This window comes from Mycobacterium sp. URHB0021 (assembly GCF_054057895.1).
On the sequence record NZ_JBSRZT010000002.1, the window covers coordinates 3,059,480 to 3,083,736 of the forward strand.

17 protein-coding genes, 1 tRNA gene and 4 pseudogenes are annotated in these 24,257 nt (G+C 65.4%); 17 read left to right on the plus strand and 5 right to left on the minus strand.

Going from position 1 to position 24,257, the window contains the following annotated elements:
• Nucleotides 1-100 precede the first annotated feature (100 nt).
• Both adhP and adh read right to left on the minus strand, forming a co-directional pair.
• Nucleotides 101-1,171, minus strand: a complete 1,071-nt coding sequence (adhP, locus tag ACVWWN_RS17260) for an alcohol dehydrogenase AdhP (RefSeq protein ID WP_457144951.1) — start codon at nt 1,169-1,171, stop codon at nt 101-103.
• A 50-nt stretch (nt 1,172-1,221) separates the two neighbouring features.
• Nucleotides 1,222-2,745 carry an aldehyde dehydrogenase gene (gene adh, locus ACVWWN_RS17265; protein WP_457144952.1) on the minus strand — a complete coding sequence of 508 codons (1,524 nt, stop codon included), beginning with the start codon at nt 2,743-2,745 and terminating at the stop codon, nt 1,222-1,224.
• Between the two features lie 543 nt (nt 2,746-3,288).
• Here adh and ACVWWN_RS17270 point away from each other — a divergent pair.
• From ACVWWN_RS17270 to ACVWWN_RS17295, 6 genes and pseudogenes are all read left to right on the plus strand, one after another.
• Entirely contained in the window at nt 3,289-3,399 is a 111-nt protein-coding gene (locus tag ACVWWN_RS17270) for an acetyl-coenzyme A synthetase N-terminal domain-containing protein (protein ID WP_457144953.1), read from the plus strand.
• Between the two features lie 46 nt (nt 3,400-3,445).
• Nucleotides 3,446-3,571 (plus strand): hypothetical protein, encoded by a 126-nt coding sequence (locus ACVWWN_RS17275; RefSeq protein WP_457144954.1) that lies wholly within the window; start codon nt 3,446-3,448, stop codon nt 3,569-3,571.
• Nucleotides 3,568-3,675, plus strand: a pseudogene (locus ACVWWN_RS17280) (GPR1/FUN34/YaaH family transporter); the annotation flags it as partial. The gene ACVWWN_RS17275 and the pseudogene ACVWWN_RS17280, both read left to right, overlap by 4 nt.
• A gap of 160 nt (nt 3,676-3,835) precedes the next feature.
• On the plus strand, nt 3,836-4,072 hold the full coding sequence (locus ACVWWN_RS17285; protein WP_457144955.1) for a GPR1/FUN34/YaaH family transporter: 237 nt from the start codon (nt 3,836-3,838) through the stop codon (nt 4,070-4,072).
• A 440-nt stretch (nt 4,073-4,512) separates the two neighbouring features.
• Nucleotides 4,513-4,635 (plus strand): hypothetical protein, encoded by a 123-nt coding sequence (locus tag ACVWWN_RS17290; protein ID WP_457144956.1) that lies wholly within the window; start codon nt 4,513-4,515, stop codon nt 4,633-4,635.
• Nucleotides 4,635-4,793, plus strand: a complete 159-nt coding sequence (locus tag ACVWWN_RS17295) for a hypothetical protein (protein WP_457144957.1) — start codon at nt 4,635-4,637, stop codon at nt 4,791-4,793. The genes ACVWWN_RS17290 and ACVWWN_RS17295 overlap by 1 nt, the downstream gene beginning before the upstream one ends.
• A gap of 520 nt (nt 4,794-5,313) precedes the next feature.
• Here the strand turns inward: ACVWWN_RS17295 and acs are convergent.
• Entirely contained in the window at nt 5,314-7,269 is a 1,956-nt protein-coding gene (gene acs / locus ACVWWN_RS17300) for an acetate--CoA ligase (protein ID WP_457144958.1), read from the minus strand.
• Between the two features lie 725 nt (nt 7,270-7,994).
• On the opposite strand from acs, the gene ACVWWN_RS17305 reads away from it, so the two are divergent.
• From ACVWWN_RS17305 to ACVWWN_RS17320, 4 genes are all read left to right on the plus strand, one after another.
• Entirely contained in the window at nt 7,995-8,267 is a 273-nt protein-coding gene (locus ACVWWN_RS17305) for a hypothetical protein (RefSeq protein ID WP_457144959.1), read from the plus strand.
• Nucleotides 8,268-8,411: 144 nt separating this feature from the next.
• Entirely contained in the window at nt 8,412-8,765 is a 354-nt protein-coding gene (locus tag ACVWWN_RS17310; protein ID WP_457144960.1) for a hypothetical protein, read from the plus strand.
• 242 nt (nt 8,766-9,007) lie between these two features.
• Nucleotides 9,008-9,868 carry an alpha/beta fold hydrolase gene (locus ACVWWN_RS17315; RefSeq protein WP_457144961.1) on the plus strand — a complete coding sequence of 287 codons (861 nt, stop codon included), beginning with the start codon at nt 9,008-9,010 and terminating at the stop codon, nt 9,866-9,868.
• Nucleotides 9,869-10,866: 998 nt separating this feature from the next.
• Nucleotides 10,867-11,031, plus strand: coding sequence for a helix-turn-helix transcriptional regulator (locus tag ACVWWN_RS17320; protein ID WP_457144962.1), 165 nt, complete (start codon nt 10,867-10,869; stop codon nt 11,029-11,031).
• 1,189 nt (nt 11,032-12,220) lie between these two features.
• Here ACVWWN_RS17320 and ACVWWN_RS17325 read toward each other — a convergent pair.
• A tRNA-Arg gene (locus ACVWWN_RS17325) sits at nt 12,221-12,294 on the minus strand.
• 132 nt (nt 12,295-12,426) lie between these two features.
• Here ACVWWN_RS17325 and ACVWWN_RS17330 point away from each other — a divergent pair.
• From ACVWWN_RS17330 to ACVWWN_RS17350, 5 genes and pseudogenes are all read left to right on the plus strand, one after another.
• Nucleotides 12,427-13,912 (plus strand): annotated as a pseudogene (locus tag ACVWWN_RS17330) (wax ester/triacylglycerol synthase family O-acyltransferase).
• Nucleotides 13,913-14,055: 143 nt separating this feature from the next.
• Nucleotides 14,056-15,141, plus strand: a pseudogene (locus ACVWWN_RS17335) (HAD-IB family hydrolase); the annotation flags it as partial.
• 237 nt (nt 15,142-15,378) lie between these two features.
• Nucleotides 15,379-15,532 (plus strand): annotated as a pseudogene (locus ACVWWN_RS17340) (hypothetical protein); the annotation flags it as partial.
• Between the two features lie 109 nt (nt 15,533-15,641).
• A complete protein-coding gene (locus ACVWWN_RS17345) occupies nt 15,642-17,987 on the plus strand; it encodes a glycerol-3-phosphate 1-O-acyltransferase (RefSeq protein ID WP_457144963.1) in 2,346 nt (781 codons plus the stop codon).
• Nucleotides 17,988-18,123: 136 nt separating this feature from the next.
• Nucleotides 18,124-20,130, plus strand: coding sequence for a cytochrome c oxidase assembly protein (locus ACVWWN_RS17350; protein ID WP_457144964.1), 2,007 nt, complete (start codon nt 18,124-18,126; stop codon nt 20,128-20,130).
• 45 nt (nt 20,131-20,175) lie between these two features.
• Here ACVWWN_RS17350 and atzF read toward each other — a convergent pair whose 3' ends face one another.
• On the minus strand, nt 20,176-21,798 hold the full coding sequence (gene atzF / locus ACVWWN_RS17355; RefSeq protein WP_457144965.1) for an allophanate hydrolase: 1,623 nt from the start codon (nt 21,796-21,798) through the stop codon (nt 20,176-20,178).
• Between the two features lie 172 nt (nt 21,799-21,970).
• On the opposite strand from atzF, the gene ACVWWN_RS17360 reads away from it, so the two are divergent.
• The gene (locus tag ACVWWN_RS17360; RefSeq protein WP_457144966.1) at nt 21,971-22,468 is read left to right on the plus strand and encodes a single-stranded DNA-binding protein; all 498 of its coding nucleotides are present in this window, start codon (nt 21,971-21,973) and stop codon (nt 22,466-22,468) included.
• 104 nt (nt 22,469-22,572) lie between these two features.
• Nucleotides 22,573-24,246 (plus strand): energy-dependent translational throttle protein EttA, encoded by a 1,674-nt coding sequence (gene ettA, locus ACVWWN_RS17365; RefSeq protein ID WP_457144967.1) that lies wholly within the window; start codon nt 22,573-22,575, stop codon nt 24,244-24,246.
• Nucleotides 24,247-24,257: the final 11 nt, after the last annotated feature.

Here is a 24,257-nt window from a genome sequence, read left to right on the forward strand (position 1 = left end):
GCCTGTTTGCTGATTTGGCGGAACTCCTCGAGAGCAAACCCCGAGTAACTGGAACTGCCGCAAGCTCACCTCGGATTCGACGAGCGTCGTTACCGTGCCGTTAGCCATTTCGATAGTCGATGACGATGCGGCCGTCGATCTGGCCGCGTTCCATCTTGGCGAAGACGCCATTGATGTCGTCGAGTCCGGCGCTTGCCACGGTGGGGTGGATGAGCCCGCGGGCGTAGAAGTCCAGGGCCTCGGCCATGTCCTGCCGGGTGCCGACGATCGAGCCGCGGATCGTCAAGCCCTTGAGCACGATGTCGAAGATCGGTGCCGGGAAGTCGCCGGGCGGTAGGCCGTTGAAGACGATGGTGCCGCCGCGGCGGGCCAGACCGATCGCCTGTCCGAAGGCTTGCGGGTGCACGGCGGTCACCAGCACACCATGCACACCGCCGGTGGCCTTCTGCACCTCGGCGACCACGTCGGACGTGCTGGCGTTGACGACGACCTCGGCGCCCAGGCGGGTGGCCAGGGCGAGCTTGGAGTCGTCGACGTCGATGGCGACCACGCGCAGACCCATCGCCCGGGCGTACTGGACGGCGATGTGGCCCAGTCCGCCGATACCGGAGATCGCCACCCACTGGCCGGGCTGGGTATCGGTCACCTTGAGGCCCTTGTAGACGGTGACGCCGGCGCACAGGATCGGTGCAATTTCCAGTGGGTCGACGTTGTCCGGGATTCGTGGGGCGTACGCGGCGTTGATGAGCATGTAGGTGCCGAAGCTGCCGTTGACGCTGTAGCCGCCGTTCTTTTGGCTCTCGCACAACGTCTCCCAGCCGGTGCGGCAGTATTCGCAGCTGCCGCAGGCCGACCACAGCCAGGCGTTGCCGACCTTGTCGCCGACCTTGAGATCGTCCACCCCGGCACCGAGTGCGACGACGGTGCCGTAACCCTCGTGGCCCGGGACGAACGGTGGCTGCGGCTTCACTGGCCAATCACCGTGCGCCGCATGCAGATCGGTGTGGCAGACCCCGGAGGTCTCCACTTTCACCAGGGCCTCACCGAAGCCGGGTGTGGGCACTTCGAGATCGGAAATCTCGAGCGGAGCGCCGAATTCGGTGACCACAGCGGCGCACATGGTGTCGGTCGTGGCGTCCGGTGTGGTGGGTGAATCAAGGGTGGATGTCATGGCTGTTTCCAATCGTGATGTGGGTGAGGGGTTGGGTTACTGGGCCGTGCTCAGAAGAACCCTTGCGCCTTGTTGCTGTAGGAGACGAGCAGGTTCTTGGTCTGCTGGTAGTGGTCGAGCATCATCTTGTGGTTCTCCCGGCCGATGCCGGACTGCTTGTAGCCGCCGAACGCGGCGTGCGCGGGGTAGGCGTGATAGCAGTTCGTCCAGACCCGACCCGCCTTGATGTCGCGGCCCGCACGGTAGGCGGTGTTGCCGTCCCGGCTCCACACCCCGGCGCCCAGCCCGTAGAGGGTGTCGTTGGCGATCGAGATGGCGTCGTCGTAGTCGGTGAACGATGTCACCGCGACGACGGGCCCGAAGATCTCCTCCTGGAAGACTCGCATCTTGTTGTTGCCCTCGAAGATGGTCGGCTGTATGTAGAAGCCGCCATTGAGATGCCCGCCCAGGTCGGCGCGCTCCCCGCCGGTGACGACGCGGGCGCCCTCGTCCTTGCCGATCTCGATGTATGACAACACCTTTTCCAGTTGATCGTTGGACGCCTGGCTGCCGATCATGGTCTCGGTGTCCAGCGGGTCGCCCTGGCGCACGGCCTTGGTGCGGATGGCGGCCAACTCCAGGAACTCGTCGTAGATGTCGGCCTGGATCAGCGACCGCGACGGGCACGTGCACACCTCGCCCTGGTTGAGGGCGAACATGGTGAAGCCCTCCAGCGCCTTGTCCTGATAGTCGTCATGGGCGGCCATCACATCGGAGAAGAAGATGTTTGGGCTCTTGCCGCCGAGTTCCAGGGTGACGGGAATCAAGTTCTGCGACGCGTACTGCATGATCAGCCGGCCGGTGGTGGTCTCCCCGGTGAAAGCGATCTTGCCGATCCGGTTGCTCGATGCCAGCGGCTTACCTGCTTCCACACCAAATCCGCTGACCACGTTGAGCACACCCGCAGGCAGCAGGTCACCGATCAACGACATCAGGTACAGGATCGACACCGGGGTCTGCTCGGCTGGCTTGAGGACGACGGCGTTACCAGCCGCCAGGGCCGGGGCGAGTTTCCAGACGGCCATCAGGATCGGGAAGTTCCATGGGATGATCAGGCCGACGACGCCGAGTGGCTCGTGGAAGTGATACGCGACAGTGTCCTCATCGATCTGCGACAGCGAACCTTCCTGCGCGCGGATCGCCCCGGCGAAGTACCGGAAGTGATCCACCGCCAACGGGATATCCGCATTGAGCGTTTCCCGCACGGGCTTGCCGTTGTCCCACGATTCGGCGACGGCGATGGATTCGAGATTCTCCTCGATCCGGTCGGCGATCTTGTTCAGGAGTACTGCACGATCGGCCGCTGAGCTCTTGCCCCAGGCGGGCGCCGCCGCGTGGGCCGCATCCAGGGCACGCTCGACATCGGCCTCATCGGACCGAGCGACCTCACAGAACACCTCGCCGGTAACCGGAGTCGGGTCCTCGAAGTAGCGGCCCTGCACGGGCGCGACCCACTCGCCGCCGATGTAGTTGTCGTAGCGGGGCTGGAAGGACATCAACGAACCCTCAGAACCCGGTCGCGCGTAAATGGTCATCGTCTATGTCTCCTACTGTTTCGCACGACAAGAATGTGTCGGTCGTCTGGTGCACAACGCTATGGGAGGGCGAGCAACGCCAATGGAGTCCAAAGACCCTTCATCGCCGACAGAGGTCCTCAAACGGATGGCCCCGTGACGGTGTCATTGGTTGCGGGCCCCACCGTTCCCGCCCAAGCCTCGAGTTCCACTGCGGTATAAAGAGACTGCTTCGGTACCGGTCGATCGCCGCGTTCATTGACAGGGGCGGCGGTGGTACCGCGGGCTCAGCATTTCCCTGTTAACTGACTGAATCGACCCGTCGTGGTCGTCGACTGGTTGCATCTGCGCGAGTAGCTCGAAGCAGCTTTGACGACCTATGGCCGACGGGGAGGGCCTAAAGGCTCCATCGATGTCCCATGAATACGGATACATTCCCATGGACCCCGACGTTCGTGACCGGCGCCATCAAGACGTGGGCGACGAAATATCGAACATTACAACGTAATTTTGGGAAACTCGTGGCCTCGAACAACGCTGAAATTGGGCGAATATCGGGGGTGTTTGCGTGCAAGCATCGAAGATCCGGCGACGTTCCGGGCGCATGCCGCGGAGGCAGTGTCTTGGATCCGTGAGCCGGGGCAGGTGCTCGATGAGTCCACGCCACCAGCCTGACAGTCAGGAATTCATTCACAGCACCGCCAGCACGAAGGAGATCGAAATGACATTCACCAAAGATCCGGTCAGTAGAGCCGGCCCCGCACTGGAGTTACTCTCCGACATCAATGACCCAACAGCGGGATCGGTGGCGATCTCCAGGGAGCTGGCGTCCGAGCAGTCCGAATGATCGCCGATCCGGCACCGCTTGGCCTTGCAGCCTTCGCCCTTACCACCTTCCTGGTGAGCTTGGTCAACACCGGCGTCATGCCCAAAGACACCGAACCGGTCATGCTGGGTGTTGCTCTAGCTTTCGGCGGGATCGCCCAGATCCTCGCGGGGATGTGGGAATTCCGCAAGTTACGCGACCTTCTACGCCAAAGACATTCCCGTCGAACACCACGGAATCGCGGCCGGCTGGTACCTGATCGGCTGGGCCATCTTCACAAGTCTCATGCTGATCGCCGCACTGCGAACGACCGCCGTGCTCGCAATTCTGTTCGCTGTCCTGGACGCCGCGTTCGTGTTGCTTGGTTTCGGCGCGATCAACGCCAGCGCCGGCCTGACCACGGCAGGCGGAGTACTCGGCCTCGTCGCCGCCGCACTGGCCTGGTACCTATGCGTTGCCGGCGTCACCGCAGCGACATTCGGCAAGCCGATCCTGCCCGACCCACCGTTGTTCCGACAGTGAGCTCGGCCCGGTCATATCTGAACAGCGACCCTTCCCTGCGCTCGGCGAAAGTATGCCGGTCCCCGTTGAATCGCCATCCAGCACGTCGGTCACGGATAACGTGCTGACCACCGCCAGGGTAGTGCTTGCCCGCTGGATCCCTCTCCGGCGGAACCGAAGTCAGGGACAAGGTGGTGACCGCCACCGAGGCGGCAACGGACCTTCAGCGGCGATTACGCCGCCGGCGCGGGTCAGCCGTTGCTCTATGTGACTGAACGGTGCGTGTTCCAGTTCATAGCGGGCGAGCTCGAACTCATTGAGATCGCCCCGTGGGTAGACCTGGAAAAGGACATCCTCGCGCACATTGGTTCCGAGCCCATGATCATGGGTGAACCACGTTTGATTGACGCCCGGATCTTCGCCGACGGACTCATGAGCCTCCAAAGGACGACCTGCTGACCGTGCCTCTTGAGGCCCGATTCGCCTACGACACCGAGCGGAACACGTTCTTCCTCAACATGGAAGGCATGTCGCTGGCCACGCTAGACGAGGTCGAGTCGATTGGCACCGAGACCGAGAAGTGATGGGCCGCCATCGGGAAAAGGTGCAGATGGTGGTCAACTACGACAACTTCCATCTCGCACCGGATCTCGCGGACGCCTACGTCACCCTAGTTCGCCGGCTGGCCGATCAGTACTACGTCACCGTCACCAGGTACACCACCAGATCGCCACCGCGATGAGTTGACGCGGCAATATGGCGCGGGAGCACCGCCTATGGTGGCGTCTTCGCTTGCCTGGTGCCGTTCATGCTGCGGATTGGGCTATGCCTCATGACCCGCCGGGGCGCAGGAGTTCCCCGATGTGTTTAGTCAACACCGGCCGAGCCGTCATGCGTGAACATTTCGGTAAGCTAGCGGCCGTTCAGAATACGTCCACTCAACGACTGAGCGTGTCGAAATAGGCTGCACGCCAGTGTTCGTGGATTCTGTCTAGAATGTCCGATTGCGATGAACCGCAATCTCGATGAACGGTAATTCGCGTCGGGGCGTGGATCTGATGTAGACCGGAGCGGTCGGTGCGCCTGTAAGCGTGGGCTGATCCGGGTCCGTTGCGCGATGCCTGGGTGCCGCCGAGCGCGTCCAAGAAGGTTCGCCCCGGCGATGACGAAGTCGATGAACGCCGAAATCGGCGACGTCACCGACCGAAACCAGCCCGGCCCCGGCTTCGTGCCGATCGGGGCCTGAGGGCTAACTGCGCCCGCTACTTGCTGGCCCTGATGGCCTCGAACACGCTTGGATCCAGCAGCGTCGACGTATCGCCGAGTTGACGGCCTTCGGCGACGTCCCGCAGCAGCCGCCGCATGATCTTGCCGCTGCGAGTTTTCGGCAACTCCGGCACAACATGAATCTCCCGCGGCCGCGCGATCGGTGAGATCTCGCGGGCCACCTCGGCCCGCAGCTCGTCGATCATCTGTTCGCGCGAGGTGTCGGCGTGGTCGGCCATCAGGATGACAAACGCGACGATCGCCTGCCCGGTGGTGTCGTCAGTGGCGCCGACGACTGCCGCCTCCGCGACCCCCGAGTGGCCGACCAGTGCCGACTCCACCTCCGCGGTGGAGATCCGGTGCCCGGACACGTTCATCACGTCGTCAACGCGGCCCAGCAACCAGATAGCGCCGTCCAGGTCGTAGCGCGCGCCGTCACCAGCGAAGTACCAACCTTGCTCGGCGAACCGGGACCAGTAGGTCTGCTTGAACCGTTCCGGATCCCCCCAGATGCCGCGCAACATCGACGGCCACGGCCGATCCAGCACCAGATAACCGGACGCGTGCTCGCCGAACTCAGGGCTGGGCTCGATCAGGTTGCCGTGGTCGTCGACAACGCGGGCGGAGATTCCGGGTAGCGGTGCCATCGCCGAGCCCGGCTTCGCCGCCGTGACACCCGGCAGTGGAGAGATCATGGCCGCTCCGGTCTCGGTCTGCCACCAGGTGTCGACGATCGGGGTTCGGTTGCCCCCGATCGCGTCGCGGTACCACCGCCACGCCTCGGGGTTGATATTTTCGCCGACGGTGCCCAGCAGTCGGAGGCTGGACAGGTCGTGAGCGTCGGGGATCTCGCGTCCCCACCTCATGAACGTGCGGATCAGCGTCGGCGCGGTGTAATAGATAGTGACACCGTACTTGTCGATCACCTCGAAGTGGCGGTGCTCGTTGGGGGAAGCGGGGGTGCCCTCAAAGAGCACCTGGGTCACCCCGTTGGACAGCGGCGCGTAGACGATGTAGGTGTGCCCAGTGATCCAACCGATGTCGGCGGTGCACCAGTACACATCGGTTTCCGGCTTGACGTCAAAGATATTGTGGTGCGTGTACGACGCCTGGGTGAGGTAGCCACCGGTGGTGTGTATTACGCCCTTCGGCGCACCGGTGGTGCCCGAGGTGTAGAGCAAGAACAGAGGATGCTCGCTATCGAAGGCTTCAGGGGTGTGCTCGGGTGAGGCGTTCTCGACGGTGTCGTGCCACCACAGATCGCGGCCCGCGGTCCACGACACTTCGATGCCGGTGCGGCGCACCACCAGGACGTGCTCGATGGAATCTTGCCCGCGCACCGCTTCGTCCACCGATTCTTTGAGCGACACCGCGATGCCGCGGCGGTACTGGCCGTCGGTGGTGATGACCAGCTTGGCCTGCGCGTCGTCGATCCGGGCTCGCAGCGCCGGGGCGGAATAGCCGGCGAACACCACGGAATGCATGACACCGAGCCGCGCACACGCCAGCATCGCCACGATCGCCTCGGGGACCATCGGCATGTAGATGGCGACCCGGTCACCGGCGACCACACCGAGGTCGGTGAGCGCATTGGCGGCTCGCGACACTTCGGCCAGCAGGTCGGAGTACGTCAGGCTGCGGCTGTCGCCGACCGGCTCACCCTCCCAGTGGATGGCCACCCGGTCGCCGTTTCCGGCCTCGACGTGGCGGTCCACACAGTTGTACGCGACATTGAGCTTGCCGCCGACAAACCACTTCGCGAACGGCGCCTGCGACCAGTCGAGCACCTCAGTAAACGCCGTCTCCCACGACAGCCTGTCGGCCTGCTTCGCCCAGAACGCCAGCCGGTCTTCCTCCGCCTCGCGGTACAGCTTCGCGGTGGCGTTGGCGTTCTCGGCGAACTCCGGCGGCGGCGGATACGATGACGGGGCTTCGGCGTGCGTTACGGACATACTGTGAGCTTAGGCACGTAATGTTATATCGCCATTGGCAAATGGGGTCGATATGCGTGCCTTTATGCCCTACCGGCTACGAGCCGGCGGTCGATAATCCCGCCCAATGACGCGCGCAAGCACCGTCCGACTTCCCAGGTGATCCCCGCGTTCTTGCTTCATGTTGGCGCCAGGCTCGCCCGTGCTGTCGTAGTTGAGGCGGGTCATCGCGGTCCGATGCGCAATGGCCGCAACCGAACCGACATGGTCCCGCTGACCCACCGGGTGTGGCAAATCAGCATCGATCGAGTGCGCGAAACATAATGCGCCATTGGGTAATTCGACCATTTGGCAACGCGATCTGGGGCCTGAACCGTCGTCGCTGGGACCCCGCGACACCGGCCTAATCGCACCGCAGTTGCAAGTCATCGTCGATGCCCTCATCGCGATGCACCGGCCCAACAGTGGACTGACATGGATCCGCCAACCACGTGCAGTCTGTCCTTCGTGAGCTGGCACGCCACCCCACCCTCACCCGCGAGGTGTTTGACCAGTTGCCAGACGGGCCGCACGACCGGCTACATGCGCAATCTGCTCGTGGAGCTCGGCACCCTTCCGCCACGTGACGAGAGACTAGCCAGGTTCCAGTCCTGGGCGGTCACGGCTCAACAGCGGATAACCACCGAAGAGCACCGAAAACTGGTCGCTCGGTTCATCGATGGAGCCTGCAGAGGCGGCTCCGATCGATGAGCCCAGTCACCGACTCGGCGTTCCTACGAGCCAAACAGACCGTCACGGTCACGATCGAGTTCTGCAACTGGCTAGCCGCCGAGCACGACACCACCGTCGAACAGGTGACCCAAGGCCACATCGATCGGTGGCAATCAACCGGGCCCACCACGCGCGAGCACATCCTGCGTTTCATCCGATGGGCCATCAAGGCCAAGCCAGAAGCTTCGGATCTCGCGGTGATACCTCACCGCCGGGGAACCGCACCAAGGATGCCGATCGCGCAATAGAACGCCGTCATCGAACAGGTCGCGCACCAGCAGACGCTTCATCCCCGCGACTACCTCGCGGCGATCCTTGTGATCGTGTTCGCCCAACGCGCCGAAGACGTCGCCGCCCTCACCTGGGATTAAATATCGATCACCGCCGACACGGTGACCATCGATTTGGCAGGCCTGCCGATTCATCTACCACCACCGCTCGACGAACCCGTCCGGGCATTGGCCGCAAGCAACTACAACAGCCAGATCGCAGCACATCGCAACTTGCCCTGGGTATTTCACGGCTATAGACCCGGCGGGCACATCACACCAACGCATCTCCGCGACTACCTACGGCCCGTTCTCGCCACTCTCGAAGCGCGCTTGGGCACCCGCAACGAGCTGACACAGACAACTCCGATCGCCATATTCGCCGAAACCCTCGGCTACAGCCCGCAGACGCTAGAAGCTCGCGCCCGGGCATCCGCATCGACATATGCGCGGTACGTCGCCACTCGACTCGACTGAATCACCAATGACCACGTGACCTAAGCGGGTAGGACCGGAGCCCGCGGCCGGTGACGACTTCAATGATCAATACGATCTGCCTTCTGGGTCGGGCCTCGATGATGTCCGCAATCGGTGATTAGAGTGCTGCGCATGTCAAGGAGTTCAAGAAGGTGTACTGCAAGTTGCATCACTTGTGACCTCGACGGCGTCTGGCTTACGTAGGTCCGATGAGTTCTCGACACGGAGGCGGTCGTACCACCATGACGACGCACATTCTCGAGCTTGCCGACGTGGACCTCGCCTACGACGTCCACGGACCGCTGCCGACCGCCGGCGGGCGCCCGCCGCTGTTCATGATCGCCCAGCCCATGGACGCCAGCGGCTTCGCCGCGCTGGCGCCGTTCTTCTCCGACCGCACCGTGGTGACCTACGACCCGCGCGGTCTCGGGCGCAGCACTCGCAAGGACGGCCGGGTCGAGAACGAGCCCGAGGTCCAGGCATCCGACCTGCACGCCCTGATCGAGGTACTCGGCGCGGGTCCAGTCGAGATGTTCGCAAGCAGCGGCGGCGCGGTGACCGCGCTCGCGCTCGTGGCGGGATACCCCGGCGACCTGGTCACCCTGGTGGCGCACGAGCCGCCGCTCATCGACGTGCTCCCCGACGCCGAGGCCGCACGGCGCGCCAGTAACGGCTTCAGGGACAGCTACCTGGCCAAGGGCTGGGGCGCCGGCATGGCGGCCTTCATCGCGATGACATCATGGCAGGGCGAGTTCACCGACGCGTACTTCGCCCAGCCTGCACCCGATCCAGCCGCGTTCGGCATGCCCGCCGAGGACGACGGCTCCCGGGACGACCCGCTGCTCTCCGACCGGTCCGTCAAGATCCTCTACTACCGTCCCGACGTCGATGCGCTGGCCGCCGCGCCGACCCGGGTGGTGGTCGCCGTCGGCGAGGAATCTGTCGGGACGTTCACCGGCCGGACCGCGGTGGCCACCGCGGAGCTGCTCGGGCAGCAGCCGACGGTGTTTCCGAGCCACCACGGCGGCTTCAGCAGCGGTGAATTCGGGTACGCCGGCCAACCCGAGGCCTTCGCACGCAAGCTGCGCGAGGTCCTCGACTGACCGGGCACCGATGAGTTCGTCGACCCGCGGGTCTCTACCCGTGAGCCGCCAGTCGAGTGTGATCGCCATGGGAACGGAGTTGGGAACAAAACGTGGCGCACCTGCCGAGATGGCGTGGACCGTGGCGTGACGGCTTGGACGCGCAATTGGTCGTGACCTGCAGGCTTGAGACGCGAAAGGCGGCGTGAGACGGCGACTGGTTAGTTCATAACCTAGAGATCGCGAGCAGGAGTATGCCTGTTTATGGACTCAAGCAGTCCAGGTAACGAGAAGCACGGCGTGCTGGCGCGTGGACGTGCTTTGCGCATGGACAGTGACTCCTGCCTTGATACCGGCCGCGTTCGGAAAAGCTCGCATTCGGGGGCGCACGGACGTCGACAGCACCTGGTTGGTCGTGCCGGCGATCAGTCAAGGGCGCCGCCATCCCAATACCGGCGGGCTCGCCGTGCACTGCCTGACTCTGATGGACTACATCGAAGCCCAGGGGTGGACATTTTGGGCGTGTGCGGTTGTGGGGGATCGCGCACCCCGTTCGGCAGCGTGCCAAGAACTTGCCAAGACAGGCACGAACAGGGTGGACAGAGCGACACAGACGGGACATGCACACGTCGCTGACCTGGACGTATGGGACGCAGTAGCACACTGGTTCACGCTGTCCGGTTCCCTGGGGGTCAAGTGGCCGCAGGCTGACGCCCCGCGTCGCTTGCCCGGTCCCGGCCACGTTCGGAAGGCTCGCATACCGCGCGTGAAGGCGGTGTCGTCAGCACTGGCCACTTGTGTCGTTGACTGACAAGGGCGGCTCGATCCGAACACCAATAGATGTCAACGTATTTCAATATGGTGCGTCGAAAATGATTGGACTTAGCTGAATTTGAGAAGTCACCACTGAATGCCGTTGCAGTGGTTGACGAGTATTGGTTAGCGGACTTACTTTCGGACCAGATGAGAACACTCCATTCCTTCCGGCGATTCACGGGAACTCAACGAAGGACGATGTCATGGACAGCAACACCGGCGATCAGTGGATAACTCGCCAGGAGCTCGCGCAGCGATACGGCTTGCCTGTGAAGACGCCTGCTGAGTGGGCATCCAAGGGAACGGGCCCTCGCTATGCGAGGTTCGGTCGACACGTCAGATACCGCTTGAGTGACGTAGTTGATTGAGAAGCAAAGCAATTCGCTGCTGCGAGACGCACGTCCGCCCAGCTCGCCGCTAATTGCCTTAGCGAGATGGCTGGCGGTCCGCCGCTGCGTATTGGGGAGCACAGCAAGATTGTTCGTGATCACCTCGGCAGCGAGGTATGGCTTGCCCGCACTCGCTTTCGTGACGCCGACGGCGTGACGCGCAGGGTTCGGCGCGTAGCCCCGGCAGATAAGTCCGATAAGTACGGAAAGCTGGCCGAGGATGCTCTCCTCATGGCACTGGCGGAGCGTCGCCCACCGATCGGTCCGGCTGTGAGCGGCCCCGATACCCTGGTTGATCAACATATTGACCGCCTTGCCGATGACGGCGCATTACGGTCTACGCGTTCGACGCACGGGACCACGATGGCGCGCCGTGGTCGGACGCTCCCACGTGGGGCGCTGCAGTTGCGGTACTGAACGACATCCTCTCGACGAATACGGTTCGAGACGTTCAGTCGATCCGCTCGAAGTCGGCGCCGACGGGCGCTGAGGCGCTGACCGCCGACCAGCTGCGTGAGCTACTGATCAAACTGCGGGCGTCGAAAACGTGCGCCAAGCGTGCCTAGTGGACCCGATCACTTTGTTGATCGCGACTGGGCTACGGCGGTCGGAGTTGCCGGCCGGCGCTGCGGTGGTCGAACTTCGACGCGGCGGCGGGCACCATCGCCGCCACCGGCAAAGTGGTACGCCAGTGCGGCAAGGGGCCCCAGGGCATCAAAGAGAGCACAACGGTTGCCGGTCGCCGAACGATTGCCCTGCCGTCATGTCCCCTGGCGATGCCGACGGAGCGCCGCAAGTGGCCGTTCCTGGGGAGCCAATAATCTTCCCGCTCGTCAGGCACGCTGCGCGACCCCGATACCTTCGCGAGTCAGTGGCGCGCGCTCCGCCACGAACTCGGGGTGCCCGATGTGACGTCCCACAGCTTGCGTCAGACTGTGGCAGCCCTTTGACGACAGCGGCCTGTCGGCACGGATCGGTGCCGACCACCTGGGCCACGCGAAAGTATCGATGATCCAGGATCGCTACGTGAGCCGGCGCCGTGTGCACATCCAGGTCGTGGACCCAGTGGTCGCGTGGTGCCCGACGAGACCAACCAGAAGGTCGCTCGTAAACGTCAATCAGCGTGAACCGACGATACAGACGGACACCGGATACGATCCCTGACCTGTGCCCCCGGCAGGAATCGAACCTGCGACCTAGGGATTAGAAGGCCCTTGCTCTATCCAACTGAGCTACGGAGGCGGCGCCGGTGAGTGTATCTCGCGATGACGCTACCGCCGCTCCTGTCAGCGCTCGTAAAGGCATCCCGGTGGTCGGCCGGGCGGACTAGCGTGTTCATTGCAGAGCTGGAACAGGGGAGGGAGCTGGCGAGCAATGGGTGACGTGCCGGAACTCGACGCGGCCGGACTTCCGGAAGAACTCAGTGCGTTCGACCAGATACTGCATCGCGGTGAGGCCAACCCGCGGACCCGGTCGGGGATCATGACCATCGAGTTGCTCGACTCCACTCCCGACTGGAGCCGCTTCCGGACGAGGTTCGAGAACGCGTCACGCAAGGTGCTGCGGCTGCGACAGAAGGTCGTGATGCCAACGCTGCCGACGGCCGCCCCGCGCTGGGTGATCGATCCCGACTTCAACCTCGACTTCCACGTGCGCCGGTTGCGCGTCCCCGAGCCCGGCACCCTGCGCCAGCTGTTCGACATGGCCGAGGTGGCCGCCCAGTCCCCACTCGACATCTCCCGGCCGCTGTGGAACACGACACTGGTCGAAGGCCTGGAGGGCGGCAGAGCCGCGGTCTTGATGCATCTCAGCCACGCCGTGACCGACGGCGTCGGCGCCGTGGAGATGTTCGCCAACATCTACGACCTGGAGCGTGAACCGCCGCCACAGGCCGTCCCACCGCTGCCCATCCCGCAGGACCTATCACCCAACGACCTGATGCGCCAGGGGCTCAACCGGCTCCCCGGCTCGATCGTCGGTAACGTCCGCGGCATCCTGGTCGGGGCCGCGCAGGTGGTCGGCGGGGTGATCCGCGGACCCCATCTCCAGGATGGGCGACGTCGTCGATTATGCCCGCTCGGGCGCCCGCGTGATGGGACCCGTAGCCGATCCGTCGCCAGTGCTGCGCCGGCGCAGCCTGTCGTCGCGAAGCGAGGCCATCGACATTGAGTTCGGTGCCCTGCACAAGGCCGCGAAGGCGGCGGCCGGATCGATCAACGACGCCTATCTGGCGGGGCTGTGCGGAGCCCTACGGCTGTACCACCAGGCCAAGGGCGTGCCCATCGACTCGCTGCCCATGGCCGTGCCGGTCAACCTGCGCTCGGAGGCGGACCCGGCGGGCGGGAACCGGTTCGCCGGCGTCAACCTCGCAGCGCCGATCGGGATCACCGACGCGGAGACCCGGATCAAGAACATCCGTTCGCAGATGACCCGCAAGCGCGAGGAGCGCGCCATCGACATGGTCGGCGTGATCGCCCCGGTGCTCAGCCTGATGCCCGACTCCGTGCTCGAATCGATAGCCGGATCGATCGTGAACTCCGATGTACAGGCCAGCAACGTGCCGGTGTACGCCGGTGACACCTTCATCGCCGGGGCAAAGATCCTGCGGCAGTACGGCCTTGGGCCGCTGCCCGGAGTGGCGATGATGGTCGTCTTGATCTCACGCGCGGGGTACTGCACGATCTCCACGCGCTACGATCGGGCCGCGATCACCGATCCGGACTTGTTCGCGCGGTGCCTCCTCGCCGGCTTCGATGAGGTGCTGGCCCTCGGCGGTGACGGTCGGGCCGCACCGGCGTCGTTCACCGCAGCGGCCGTGGAGTCCAGTCCAGTCTCACCGAACGGAAATGCGGCGCAATGACTTCGGCAAACGGTCAATCCAACAAGCGGACCATGCGGCTGCCCGGATCCGTCGCCGAGATCGAGGCCAGTCCCGCCGGTCCCGAGGTCGGCGCCTTCTTCGACCTCGACGGCACCCTGGTCGCCGGGTTCACCGGCGTGATCATGACGCAGGACCGGTTGCGCCGCCGTCAGATGTCGGTAGGCGAGTTCATCGGCATGGTGCAAGCCGGCCTCAACCACCAGCTGGGCCGCTCGGAGTTCGAGGACCTCATCGGCAAGGGCGCCCGCATGCTGCGCGGCAATTCGGTCGGCGACATCGACGAGCTCGCCGAGCGGTTGTTCGTGCAGAAGATCATGGGGCGCATTTATCCGGAGATGCGCGAGCTGGTCCGGGCGCACATGGAGCGCGGCCACACGGTGGTGCTGAGCTCGTCGGCGTTGACCGTGCAGGTCGAGCCGGTCGCCCGGTTTCTCGGCATCAAGAACGTGTTGAGCAACAAGTTCGAAACCGACGAGGACGGCCTGATCACCGGCGAGGTGCAGACGCCCATCATCTGGGGGCCTGGCAAGGCTAGGGCGGTGCAGGCATTCGCCGCGAAGAATGGTGTCGACCTGGCAAAGAGTTACTTCTACGCGGACGGCGACGAGGACGTCGCGTTGATGTACTTGGTCGGCAACCCCCGGCCCACGAATCCGGCGGGCAAGCTCGCCGCGGTCGCCGCCAAGCGCGGCTGGCCGGTGCTGCGCTTCAGCAGCCGCAGTGGCAGCAGTCCGATTTCGCAACTGCGGACGGTTGCCGGGGTGGCGTCGATGTTGCCGATCGGCGCGGGCGCCATCGGCCTGGGCCTGCTGACCCGCAACAGGCGAACGGGCGTCAACTTCTTCACGTCTGCCTTCGGCCGCGCGCTGCTGTTGGCCACCGGTGTCAACCTGAACGTGCTCGGCGAGGAGAACCTCACGGCGCAGCGGCCCGCCGTCTTTATCTTCAACCATCGCAACCAGGTTGATCCCATGATCGCCGGCCGGCTGGTCAGTGACAACTTCACGTCGGTGGGCAAGAAGGAGCTCGAGAACGACCCGATCGTCGGAACCCTGGGCAGGGTGATGGATGCCGCCTTCATCGACCGGGACGATCCGAAGAAGGCCATCGAGGGTTTGAAAAAGGTGGAGGAGCTCGCGCGTAAGGGACTGTCCATCCTGATCGCCCCGGAGGGCACGCGGATCGACACCACCGAGGTCGGCCCCTTCAAGAAGGGGCCGTTCCGCATCGCGATGTCGGCCGGTATCCCGATCGTTCCCATCGTGATACGCAACGCGGAAGTCATCGCGTCTCGCGACTCGAGCACCTTCAACCCCGGCACCGTGGATGTAGCGGTCTATCCGCCGATTCCGATCGATGACTGGACCCAGGCAAACCTGTCCGAGCGCATCGCCGAGGTACGTCAGCTCTATCTCGACACACTGAAGAAATGGCCGCTCGACGAGTTGCCGACGCCCGACGTGTACAAGCGCACGCCCCCGGCCAAGAAGGCTCCGGCTAAGAAGGCTCCGGCCAAGAAGGCCACGGCCAAGAAGGCTCCGGCCCAGAAGACTCCGGCCAAGAAGGCTCCGGCCAAGAAGGCCACGGCCAAAAAGGCCTCCGCCGAAAGTGCTGCTATCACATCGACTCCGAAGGCGGTTGACAATTCAGCGAACAGCGCTGACAGCTCCGCCGGTGCGAGCCAAGGGACCGGCGCGAAGGGCCGTCCGTGAAAGTCCCCGCCGACTACTTCGCCACCTTCACCACCGATGACGACACCCTGGTGCTGGCGTCGTTCTCGGCTCCGGCGGAGCAGGAATTGCTCAACGACTGGCTGGACCATCAGCGCCGGGAGCATCCCGACACGCATGTCGAGGTGCTGCAACTGCCCGTCGACGACGACCCGCAACCCGCCGTGCTGGCCCGGCTCGTCGAACTTCTCGAAGCCGATGAGGACAGATCCGTCGTACCCGTTCGGGTGTTCTGGGTGCCCGGCGGGCTGCCGACGCGGTCCAAGGTGGTGGCGCTGCTCTCGGGGCGGGACACCTACCGGCCGCCGCACACGCTGCAGCGCCGCATCCTGCGCAAAGACCCCTCGCGCGCTCGTGTGGTGGCCGGAGAGCCCGCAAAGGTATCCGAACTGCGCCAGCAGTGGAGCGACACTACCGTCGCCGAAAATCCGAGGGAGTTCGCGCGTTTCGTGATCCGGCGCGCCATCCTGGCGATCGAACGCGTCGAACTGCGCCTGCTCGGACCCGAATACAAGTCGCCCCGATTGATCAAACCCGAGATGTTGGCGTCGGCACGGTTCCGCGAGGGCTTGGAGGAAATTCCCGGCGCCACCATCGACAAAGCCGGCGGCATGCTCGACGAACTGGCCACGGGGTGGAGCCGCTTCTCGGTCGACCTCATCCCGTCGTTGGGCCGGGCCATCTTCAGCAGGGGATTCGACCCGAACATCGACTACGACCGCACCGAAGTCGAGGCGATGCGGCGCGCCCTGGAAACGCATCCGGCGGTGCTGTTGTTCTCGCACCGGTCGTACCTCGACGGTGTGATCGTGCCGGTGGCCATGCGGGAGAACCGCCTGCCACCCGTGCACACCTTCGCCGGCATCAACCTCTCGTTCGGGTTCATGGGCCCGCTGATGCGCCACTCCGGTGTCATCTTCATCCGCCGCACGCTCGACGACCCGCTGTACAAATATGTGCTGCGGCAGTTCGTCGGCTACATCGTCGAAAAGCGCTTCAACCTCAGCTGGTCGATCGAGGGCACCCGGTCTCGAACCGGAAAGATGTTGCCGCCCAAGCTCGGGCTGCTCTCCTATGTCGCCGACGCCTACCTCGACGGCCGCAGCGACGACATTCTCCTGCAGCCGGTGTCGATCAGCTTCGACCAACTCCATGAGACGGCCGAGTATGCGGCTTACGCGCGCGGCGGCGAGAAGACCCCCGAGGGCCTGTCCTGGATGTACAACTTCATCAAGGCGCAGGGCGAGCGCAACTACGGCAAGATCTACGTGCGCTTCCCCGAAGCCGTATCGATGCGCGAATATCTCGGTGAACCGCACGGACCGATCGCCAACGACGCGGCCGCCAAGCGTCTGGCGATGCAGAAGATGGCCTTCGAGGTGGCCTTCCGCATTCTGCGGGTCACCCCGGTGAACGCGACGGCGCTGGTGTCCGCCCTGCTGCTCGCGACCCGCGGCAGGGCGTTGACGCTGGACCAGTTGCATCACACACTGCAGGACTCGCTGGACTACCTGGAGCGCAAGCAGACCCCGGTCACCAACAGCGCGTTACGGCTCCGTACTTCCGACGGCGTCAAGGCCGCGGTCGACGCGATGTCCAATCGCCATCCGGTCACCCGGGTCGACGGCGGGCGGGAGACGGTGTGGTTCATCGCGCCCGAGGACGAACACGAGGCAGCCTTCTACCGCAATACGCTCATCGACGCCTTCCTGGAGACGTCGCTTGTCGAGTTGGCGCTCGCATATGCCGAGCGGGCGGAATCCGAACGCCTGGAAGCGTTTTGGTCGCAAGTGATGCGGCTGCGGGACCTGCTCAAGTTCGACTTCTACTTCGCCGATTCGGCGGCATTCCGCGAGCACGTCGCCGAAGAGATGTCCTGGCAAGATGATTGGGAAGCTCACGTCTCCGCGGGTGAGATCGACATGCTCCTCCGTGCCAAGCGGCCGCTGATCGCCGGCGCCATGCTCCGGCCGTTCTTTGAGGCCTACGAGATCGTGGCCGATGTGTTGCGCGATGCGCCCGTCGAGATCAATGAGAAGGACCTGACCAATAAGGCGATGGGCCTCGGCAGGCAGTACGTCGCTCAGGATCGGATGCACAGCAACGAGTCCGTATCGGCGTTGCTCTTTGCGACGGCACGCCAGGTCGTCGCCGATCAGCACCTGCTCGAGCCCGGGGCGGATCTGCAGGAACGCCGCACGCAGTTCCGCGACGAACTCAGTGCAATCCTGCGCGACATGGACAAGGTCGAGCAGTTCTCCCAGGCACAGTTCAACGAACGCGAGGTCGGCCGGCGAATCATGCGCCGCGAATCGTCGTTATAGCCCATAGTGAGGTCGGGGCGCTGGACTGGCTGCGGCACCCACTTCCGCACCCCACCGGGTGTCACCCCAACGGGATGGCGCCGCGTTCCGCCTGACACCTGCAAGCCGACCCAGGGTCGCGCCATACGCTGGACAGATGACCACCGTAGCGTCCCGCGTGCGCAGCGTCCCCGTGTGGCCGGTGCTGCTCGGCATCGGCGTCCTGGCGGGGGCGACCGCGGCAAGCCTGGGCGGGCTGTCGCTGGCCGACGCACTGACCGCGACCGGGCTCCCGGATCCCGGACCGGTGACCACCTATGGGCTGCCGTTCGTCCGCGCGGCCGGCGAGGTCGCCGCGGTGCTGGCTGTCGGCTGCTTCATGTTCGCCGCCTTCCTGGTCCCGCCGCAGACCAACGGTGTACTCGACGCGGCGGGCTACCGTGCGCTGCGGTGCGGGACCACGGCCTCCGGAGTCTGGACGGTCTGCGCCGTCCTCCTGGTGCCGCTGACCGTGTCCGACGTCACGGGCCAACCGGTCGCGGCGCGGCTGAGCCCCGAGGCCATCTGGTCGGTGGCGAGCCTGGTCGAAACCGCGGGCGCGTGGCGGTGGACGGCGCTGCTGGCCGCGTTCGTCACCATCGCGAGCATCCCGGTGTTGCGGTGGTCGTGGACGCCGCCGATCTTCGCAGGGTCGCTCATCACGCTGGTCCCGCTCGCGCTGACCGGGCACTCGTCCACCGGCGGCTCCCACGACATGGCCACCAACAGCCTCCTCATCCACCTCGGCGGCGCCGCGCTGTGGGCCGGCGGACTGCTGGCGCTGCTCGTCCACGCCCTTCGGGGCGGCGAGCACGCCGACCTCGCCGCCCGACGGTTCTCCGGTGTGGCGCTCTGGTGCTTCGTGGCGATGGCGCTCAGCGGTGTGATCAATGCCCTGGTGCGCATCCGGCCCGCAGACCTGTTCAGCACCGGCTACGGCTGGCTGATCGTCGCCAAAGCGACGGCGCTGTGTGTGTTGGGCGTCATCGGCTGGCGTCAACGACGCCGCGGCGTCGCGGCGTTGCGGTCGGACCCGGAGGCGCGCGGTCCGCTGATCAGGCTGGCGCTCGTGGAGGCGGCGGTCTTCGGGCTGACGTTCGGCATCGCGGTCGCGCTGGGCAGGACCCCGCCACCTCCGCCGCCCGTGTTCAATCCGTCCATCCCCGCGGTCGAGATCGGCTACGACTTCGCAGGGCCGCCCACGCTGGCCCGCGTGCTTTTCGACTGGCGCTTCGATCTGGTCTTCGGGACCGCCGCCATCGTGTTCGCGGCCGTCTATCTGTTCGCCGTGCGGCGACTACGGCAGCGCGGTGATGCGTGGCCGACGGGTCGGATCGTGGCGTGGATATCAGGCTGTCTCGTGCTGTTGTTCACGACGTCGTCGGGTATCGGCCGTTACATGCCGGCGATGTTCAGCATGCACATGGCGGCGCACATGCTGCTGTCGATGCTGACCCCGATTCTTCTCGTGCTCGGCGCCCCGGTCACGCTGGCGTTGCGCGCGTTGCCCGCCGCCGGCCGCAACGACCCGCCCGGGGCGCGGGAGTGGCTGCTCGCCGCACTGCACTCACGCGTCTCGCGGTTCCTGACCAATCCGATCATCGCGACGGTTCTGTTCATCGCCGGCTTCTACGGCCTGTACTTCGGCGGCATCTTCGACGCGGCGGTGGACAGCCACGCCGGACATCTCGCGATGAACGTGCACTTTTTGGTGACGGGCTACCTGTTCTACTGGGTGGTCATCGGGATCGATCCGACGCCGCGCCCGCTGCCGCCGCTGGGCAAGGTGGCCATGGTGTTCGCGTCTCTGCCGCTGCACGCATTCTTCGGTGTCGTGCTGATGGGCACCGAGAGCGTGATGGGGGAGAGCTTCTACAAATCGCTGAACCTCTACTGGCACACCGATCTGCTCGGCGATCAACGGTTGGGTGGTGGAATTGCCTGGGCGGCAGGCGAAATTCCGCTCGTGGTGGTGATGATCGCGCTGCTGATCCAATGGCGGCGCAGCGATCAGCGCACCGCGAAGCGACTCGACAGGGCCGCCGACCGTGACGACAACGCGGATCTGACCGCATACAACGCGATGCTCGCCGAAATGGCCCGCCGCGATCGCCAGTCGGGCTGAGTGGCCGAAGTCGTCGTTCGCCGCCCGCCGCCCCCGCCCGCGGGGCTAACTGACGGCGCCCGCGGCGATGGCCGCCGGCCAGCTGCCGTACGAGCTGATATCCGGTCCGGTGGCGGCCGCGGCATCGCAGCCGAACGCGGTTCGCCATGTGCCGTCGTCGAATTCGACCTTCCCGAGCTGCATCGGTGCAGGTAGAGCGGCCAGGAAACGGCCGAGCGCGGCGGGCGACAACAGCCACCGGTGCCCCGACAGGGCCGTACCCGCGGCGCCGTCCGCCGTCCGGGTCACCGCGGGTTTGGCGGGCGTGGTCGGCAGTACCGACATCTGATAGCGGGGGGCCGTCTTCATCTCGCCCGCCCACCGGGCGCCCAGATCGGTGAGTTGATGGGCGAGCACACCGCCGCGCAGGTGGGCGCCGAAAACGATCAGCTCGACCGCGCCCGCCGCGGCGATTGGCCACACATCGGCCGGCGCTTGGAGACCCGAAGCCAGGGCGGCGATGTCGACGGCAACCGCATCCTGGAAAGCGCGTGCCAGCACGGTGATTCCGAACTGCGACGCGCCTGCGGTGCCCGCCGGAACCGCGATCGCGCACATGTCGAACAGGTTGCAGAAGTTGGTGTACGTCCCCATGCGGGAGTTGACTCCGACGGGGTCGGCGGCGACGTCCGCGATGCGCGGGTGCATCGGCGCCGTCGGCACCATCACGGCGTCGACGCCGTCGAGTGCGGCCATGGCGACGCGACGGAGACGGTCCACCTCCCGCCGATCGCGGACGAGTCGATGCGCCGGAATGTCGCGGGCCGCAGCGATGATGCGTGCCACCGTCGGGTCGAGTGACGCGTCCGGATGTGCATCGATGAATTCACCCACCGCTGCATATCTTTCGCTGACCAGCGCGCCGTCGTACAGGAGCGTCGCCGCGGCCAGGAACGGCTCGAAGTCGACCGTGATGACGCGGGCACCGGCATCGGTCAGCGTGGATACGGCGCGATCGAACCCGGCGCGCCAATCGTCGTCGAGGCCGGGAAGGTCCGCGGGCACCGCGACCACCGGGTTGGGCGGCGCGGCCAATCGGACGTCGGATGGCCACGCACGATCCCCTGCGCCGGCCATCACGCGCATCGCGCGGTTCGCGAGGTCGATGTCCGGAGCGAAAATCGTTACGCAGTCATAAGATTCACACGCCGGAACCACCCCGTCGGTCGCGACGACGCCGACGGTGGCCTTGACGCCGACAATGCCCTGCAATCCCGCCGGGATGCGCCCCGATCCGGCGGTGTCCGTGCCGATCGCGATGTCGGCCTCGCCGGTGGCCACCGCGACGGCCGACCCCGAGCTGGACCCACCGCTGATGAATTCGGGCCTGCGGCTGTCGAGCACCGCGCCGTACGGCGATCGGGTGCCCACCAGACCCGTCGCGAACTGGTCGAGGTTGGTCTTGCCGACCACGACTGCGCCCGCGGCCCGCAGCGCCGCGACCACGGCGGCATCGCGCCCGGGACGGTAGGCGAACTCCGGGCAGGCGGCCGTCGTCGGCAGCCCGGCGACGTCGACGTTGTCCTTGACCGCCAGCCGAACGCCCGCCAGGGCGCCCGCTGCCTCTCGGCTCCGCGCCAGTTCGGCCGCCACCTCCGGTTGGGGCCTGCCGCTGATCCATACCGTCATGCCGATCAACCTAAGGGCCCGCGATCCACAGTGCTCGATTCATTCACAGGGAAGCGGTACGCAGGCCCTGCGGTCCGGGTTCCGTGTCGGCGCGGGCGGAGTCAATGGGGGTGTCACGACGGGCGGGTCGACTGCCCGGCCCGTCGCAGCGAAGGAAACGGAAGGAATCACCATGTTCGAGACACCCGTCACCGTGGTCGGCACCATCGTCACCAAACCCGACCGCAAGCGCGTCGGCGACCAGGAGCTCATCAAATTCCGGGTCGCGAGCAACTCGCGGCGGCGCACCGCCGAGGGAAGCTGGGAGCCCGGCAACTCGCTGTTCCTCACGGTGAACTGCTGGGGCCGGCTGGTCACCGGGGTGGGGGCCGCGCTCGGGAAGGGCGACGCGGTCATCGTTGTTGGATACGTGTACACCAGCGAGTACGAGGACCGCGAGGGCGTTCGTCGTTCGTCGGTGGAACTGCGGGCCACCTCGGTGGGGCCGGATTTGGCCAGATGCATCGCTCGCATCGAGAAGCGGCGGCACCCCGACTCGAGCAGCGACGATGCTGCCGATACCGGCGGTGACCAGTCCGCTTCCGGGGACATCGAGAATGTCGAGGACGGGGATGATGCCGGTGAGGCGGACTCCGTGAGCGGAGACGCTGCGCTGCCGCTGTCGGCATAGCTGGCGGTAGACACTCCGTCGGCTGCGCCAGCGCCGGCCACGCCTAGGATGGTCCGCGAGCGATACCGCAGACTCGCAATTCATCGGAAAGGCAACCACACGGCATGGCCGAATTCATCTACACGATGCGGAAGGTCCGCAAGGCGCACGGCGACAAGGTCATCCTTGACGACGTCACGCTGAACTTCCTTCCGGGCGCGAAGATCGGCGTCGTCGGCCCCAACGGGGCGGGCAAGTCGAGCGTCTTGCGGATCATGGCCGGTCTGGACATTCCCAACAACGGCGACGCGTTCATTTCCCCCGGCGCCACGGTCGGCATCCTGATGCAGGAGCCGCAGCTCGACGAGGAGAAGACCGTCCGCGAGAATGTCGAGGACGGTGTTCCGATCAAGGCGAAGCTCAATCGGTACAACGAGGTCGCCGAATTGATGGCCACCGACTACACCGACGAGCTGATGGAGGAAATGGGTCAGCTGCAGGAGGAGTTGGACGCGGCGGACGCCTGGGACCTCGACTCGAAACTCGAGCAGGCGATGGATGCGCTGCGCTGCCCGCCGGCCGACGAGCCCGTCACCCACCTCTCTGGTGGCGAGAAGCGCCGCGTGGCGCTGTGCAAGCTGCTGCTCTCCGAACCCGATCTGCTGCTGCTCGACGAGCCGACCAACCACCTCGACGCCGAGAGCGTGCTGTGGCTGGAGAAGCACCTGGCCGACTACAAGGGCGCGATCCTGGCCGTCACTCACGACCGGTACTTCCTCGACAACGTCGCCGAGTGGATACTCGAGCTCGACCGCGGCCGGGCCTACCCCTACGAGGGGAACTACTCGACGTACCTGGAGAAGAAGGCCGAGCGTATCGCGGTTCAGGGCCGTAAGGACGCCAAGCTGCACAAGCGGTTGACCGAGGAATTGGCCTGGGTCCGCTCCGGCGCCAAGGCGAGGCAGGCCAAGAACAAGGCCCGGCTCGGTCGGTACGACGAGATGGTCGCCGAGGCGGAGAAGACCCGCAAGCTCGACTTCGAGGAGATCCAGATCCCGACTGGTCCGCGACTGGGCAACGTCGTGGTCGAGGTCGAACACCTCGACAAGGGCTTCGACGGGCGCATCCTGATCAAGGATCTGTCCTTCACGCTGCCGCGCAACGGCATCGTCGGCGTCATCGGACCGAACGGCGTCGGCAAGACCACGTTGTTCAAGACGATCGTCGGCCTCGAGGAGCCCGACAGCGGCACGGTGAAGGTCGGCGACACCGTCAAGCTGAGCTATGTCGACCAGAACCGCGGCGGCATCGACCCGAAGAAGAACGTGTGGGAGGTCGTCTCCGACGGACTCGACTACATCGAGGTCGGCCAGAACGAGGTACCGTCGCGCGCCTACGTCTCGGCGTTCGGCTTCAAGGGTCCCGACCAGCAGAAGCCCGCGGGCGTGCTGTCCGGCGGCGAACGCAACCGGCTGAATCTCGCTCTGACCCTGAAAGAGGGCGGCAACCTGATATTGCTCGACGAGCCCACCAACGATCTGGACGTCGAGACCCTCAGCTCGCTCGAGAATGCGCTCCAGCAGTTCCCCGGCTGCGCCGTGGTCATCTCCCACGACCGGTGGTTCCTCGACCGGACGTGCACGCACATCCTGGCGTGGGAGGGCGACGACGACAATGAGGCCAAGTGGTTCTGGTTCGAGGGTAACTTCGGCGGCTACGAGGAGAACAAGCTGGAGCGGCTCGGCGCCGATGCAGCCCGTCCGCACAGGGTGACCCACCGCCGGCTGACACGCGACTAATGTCGCTCCTG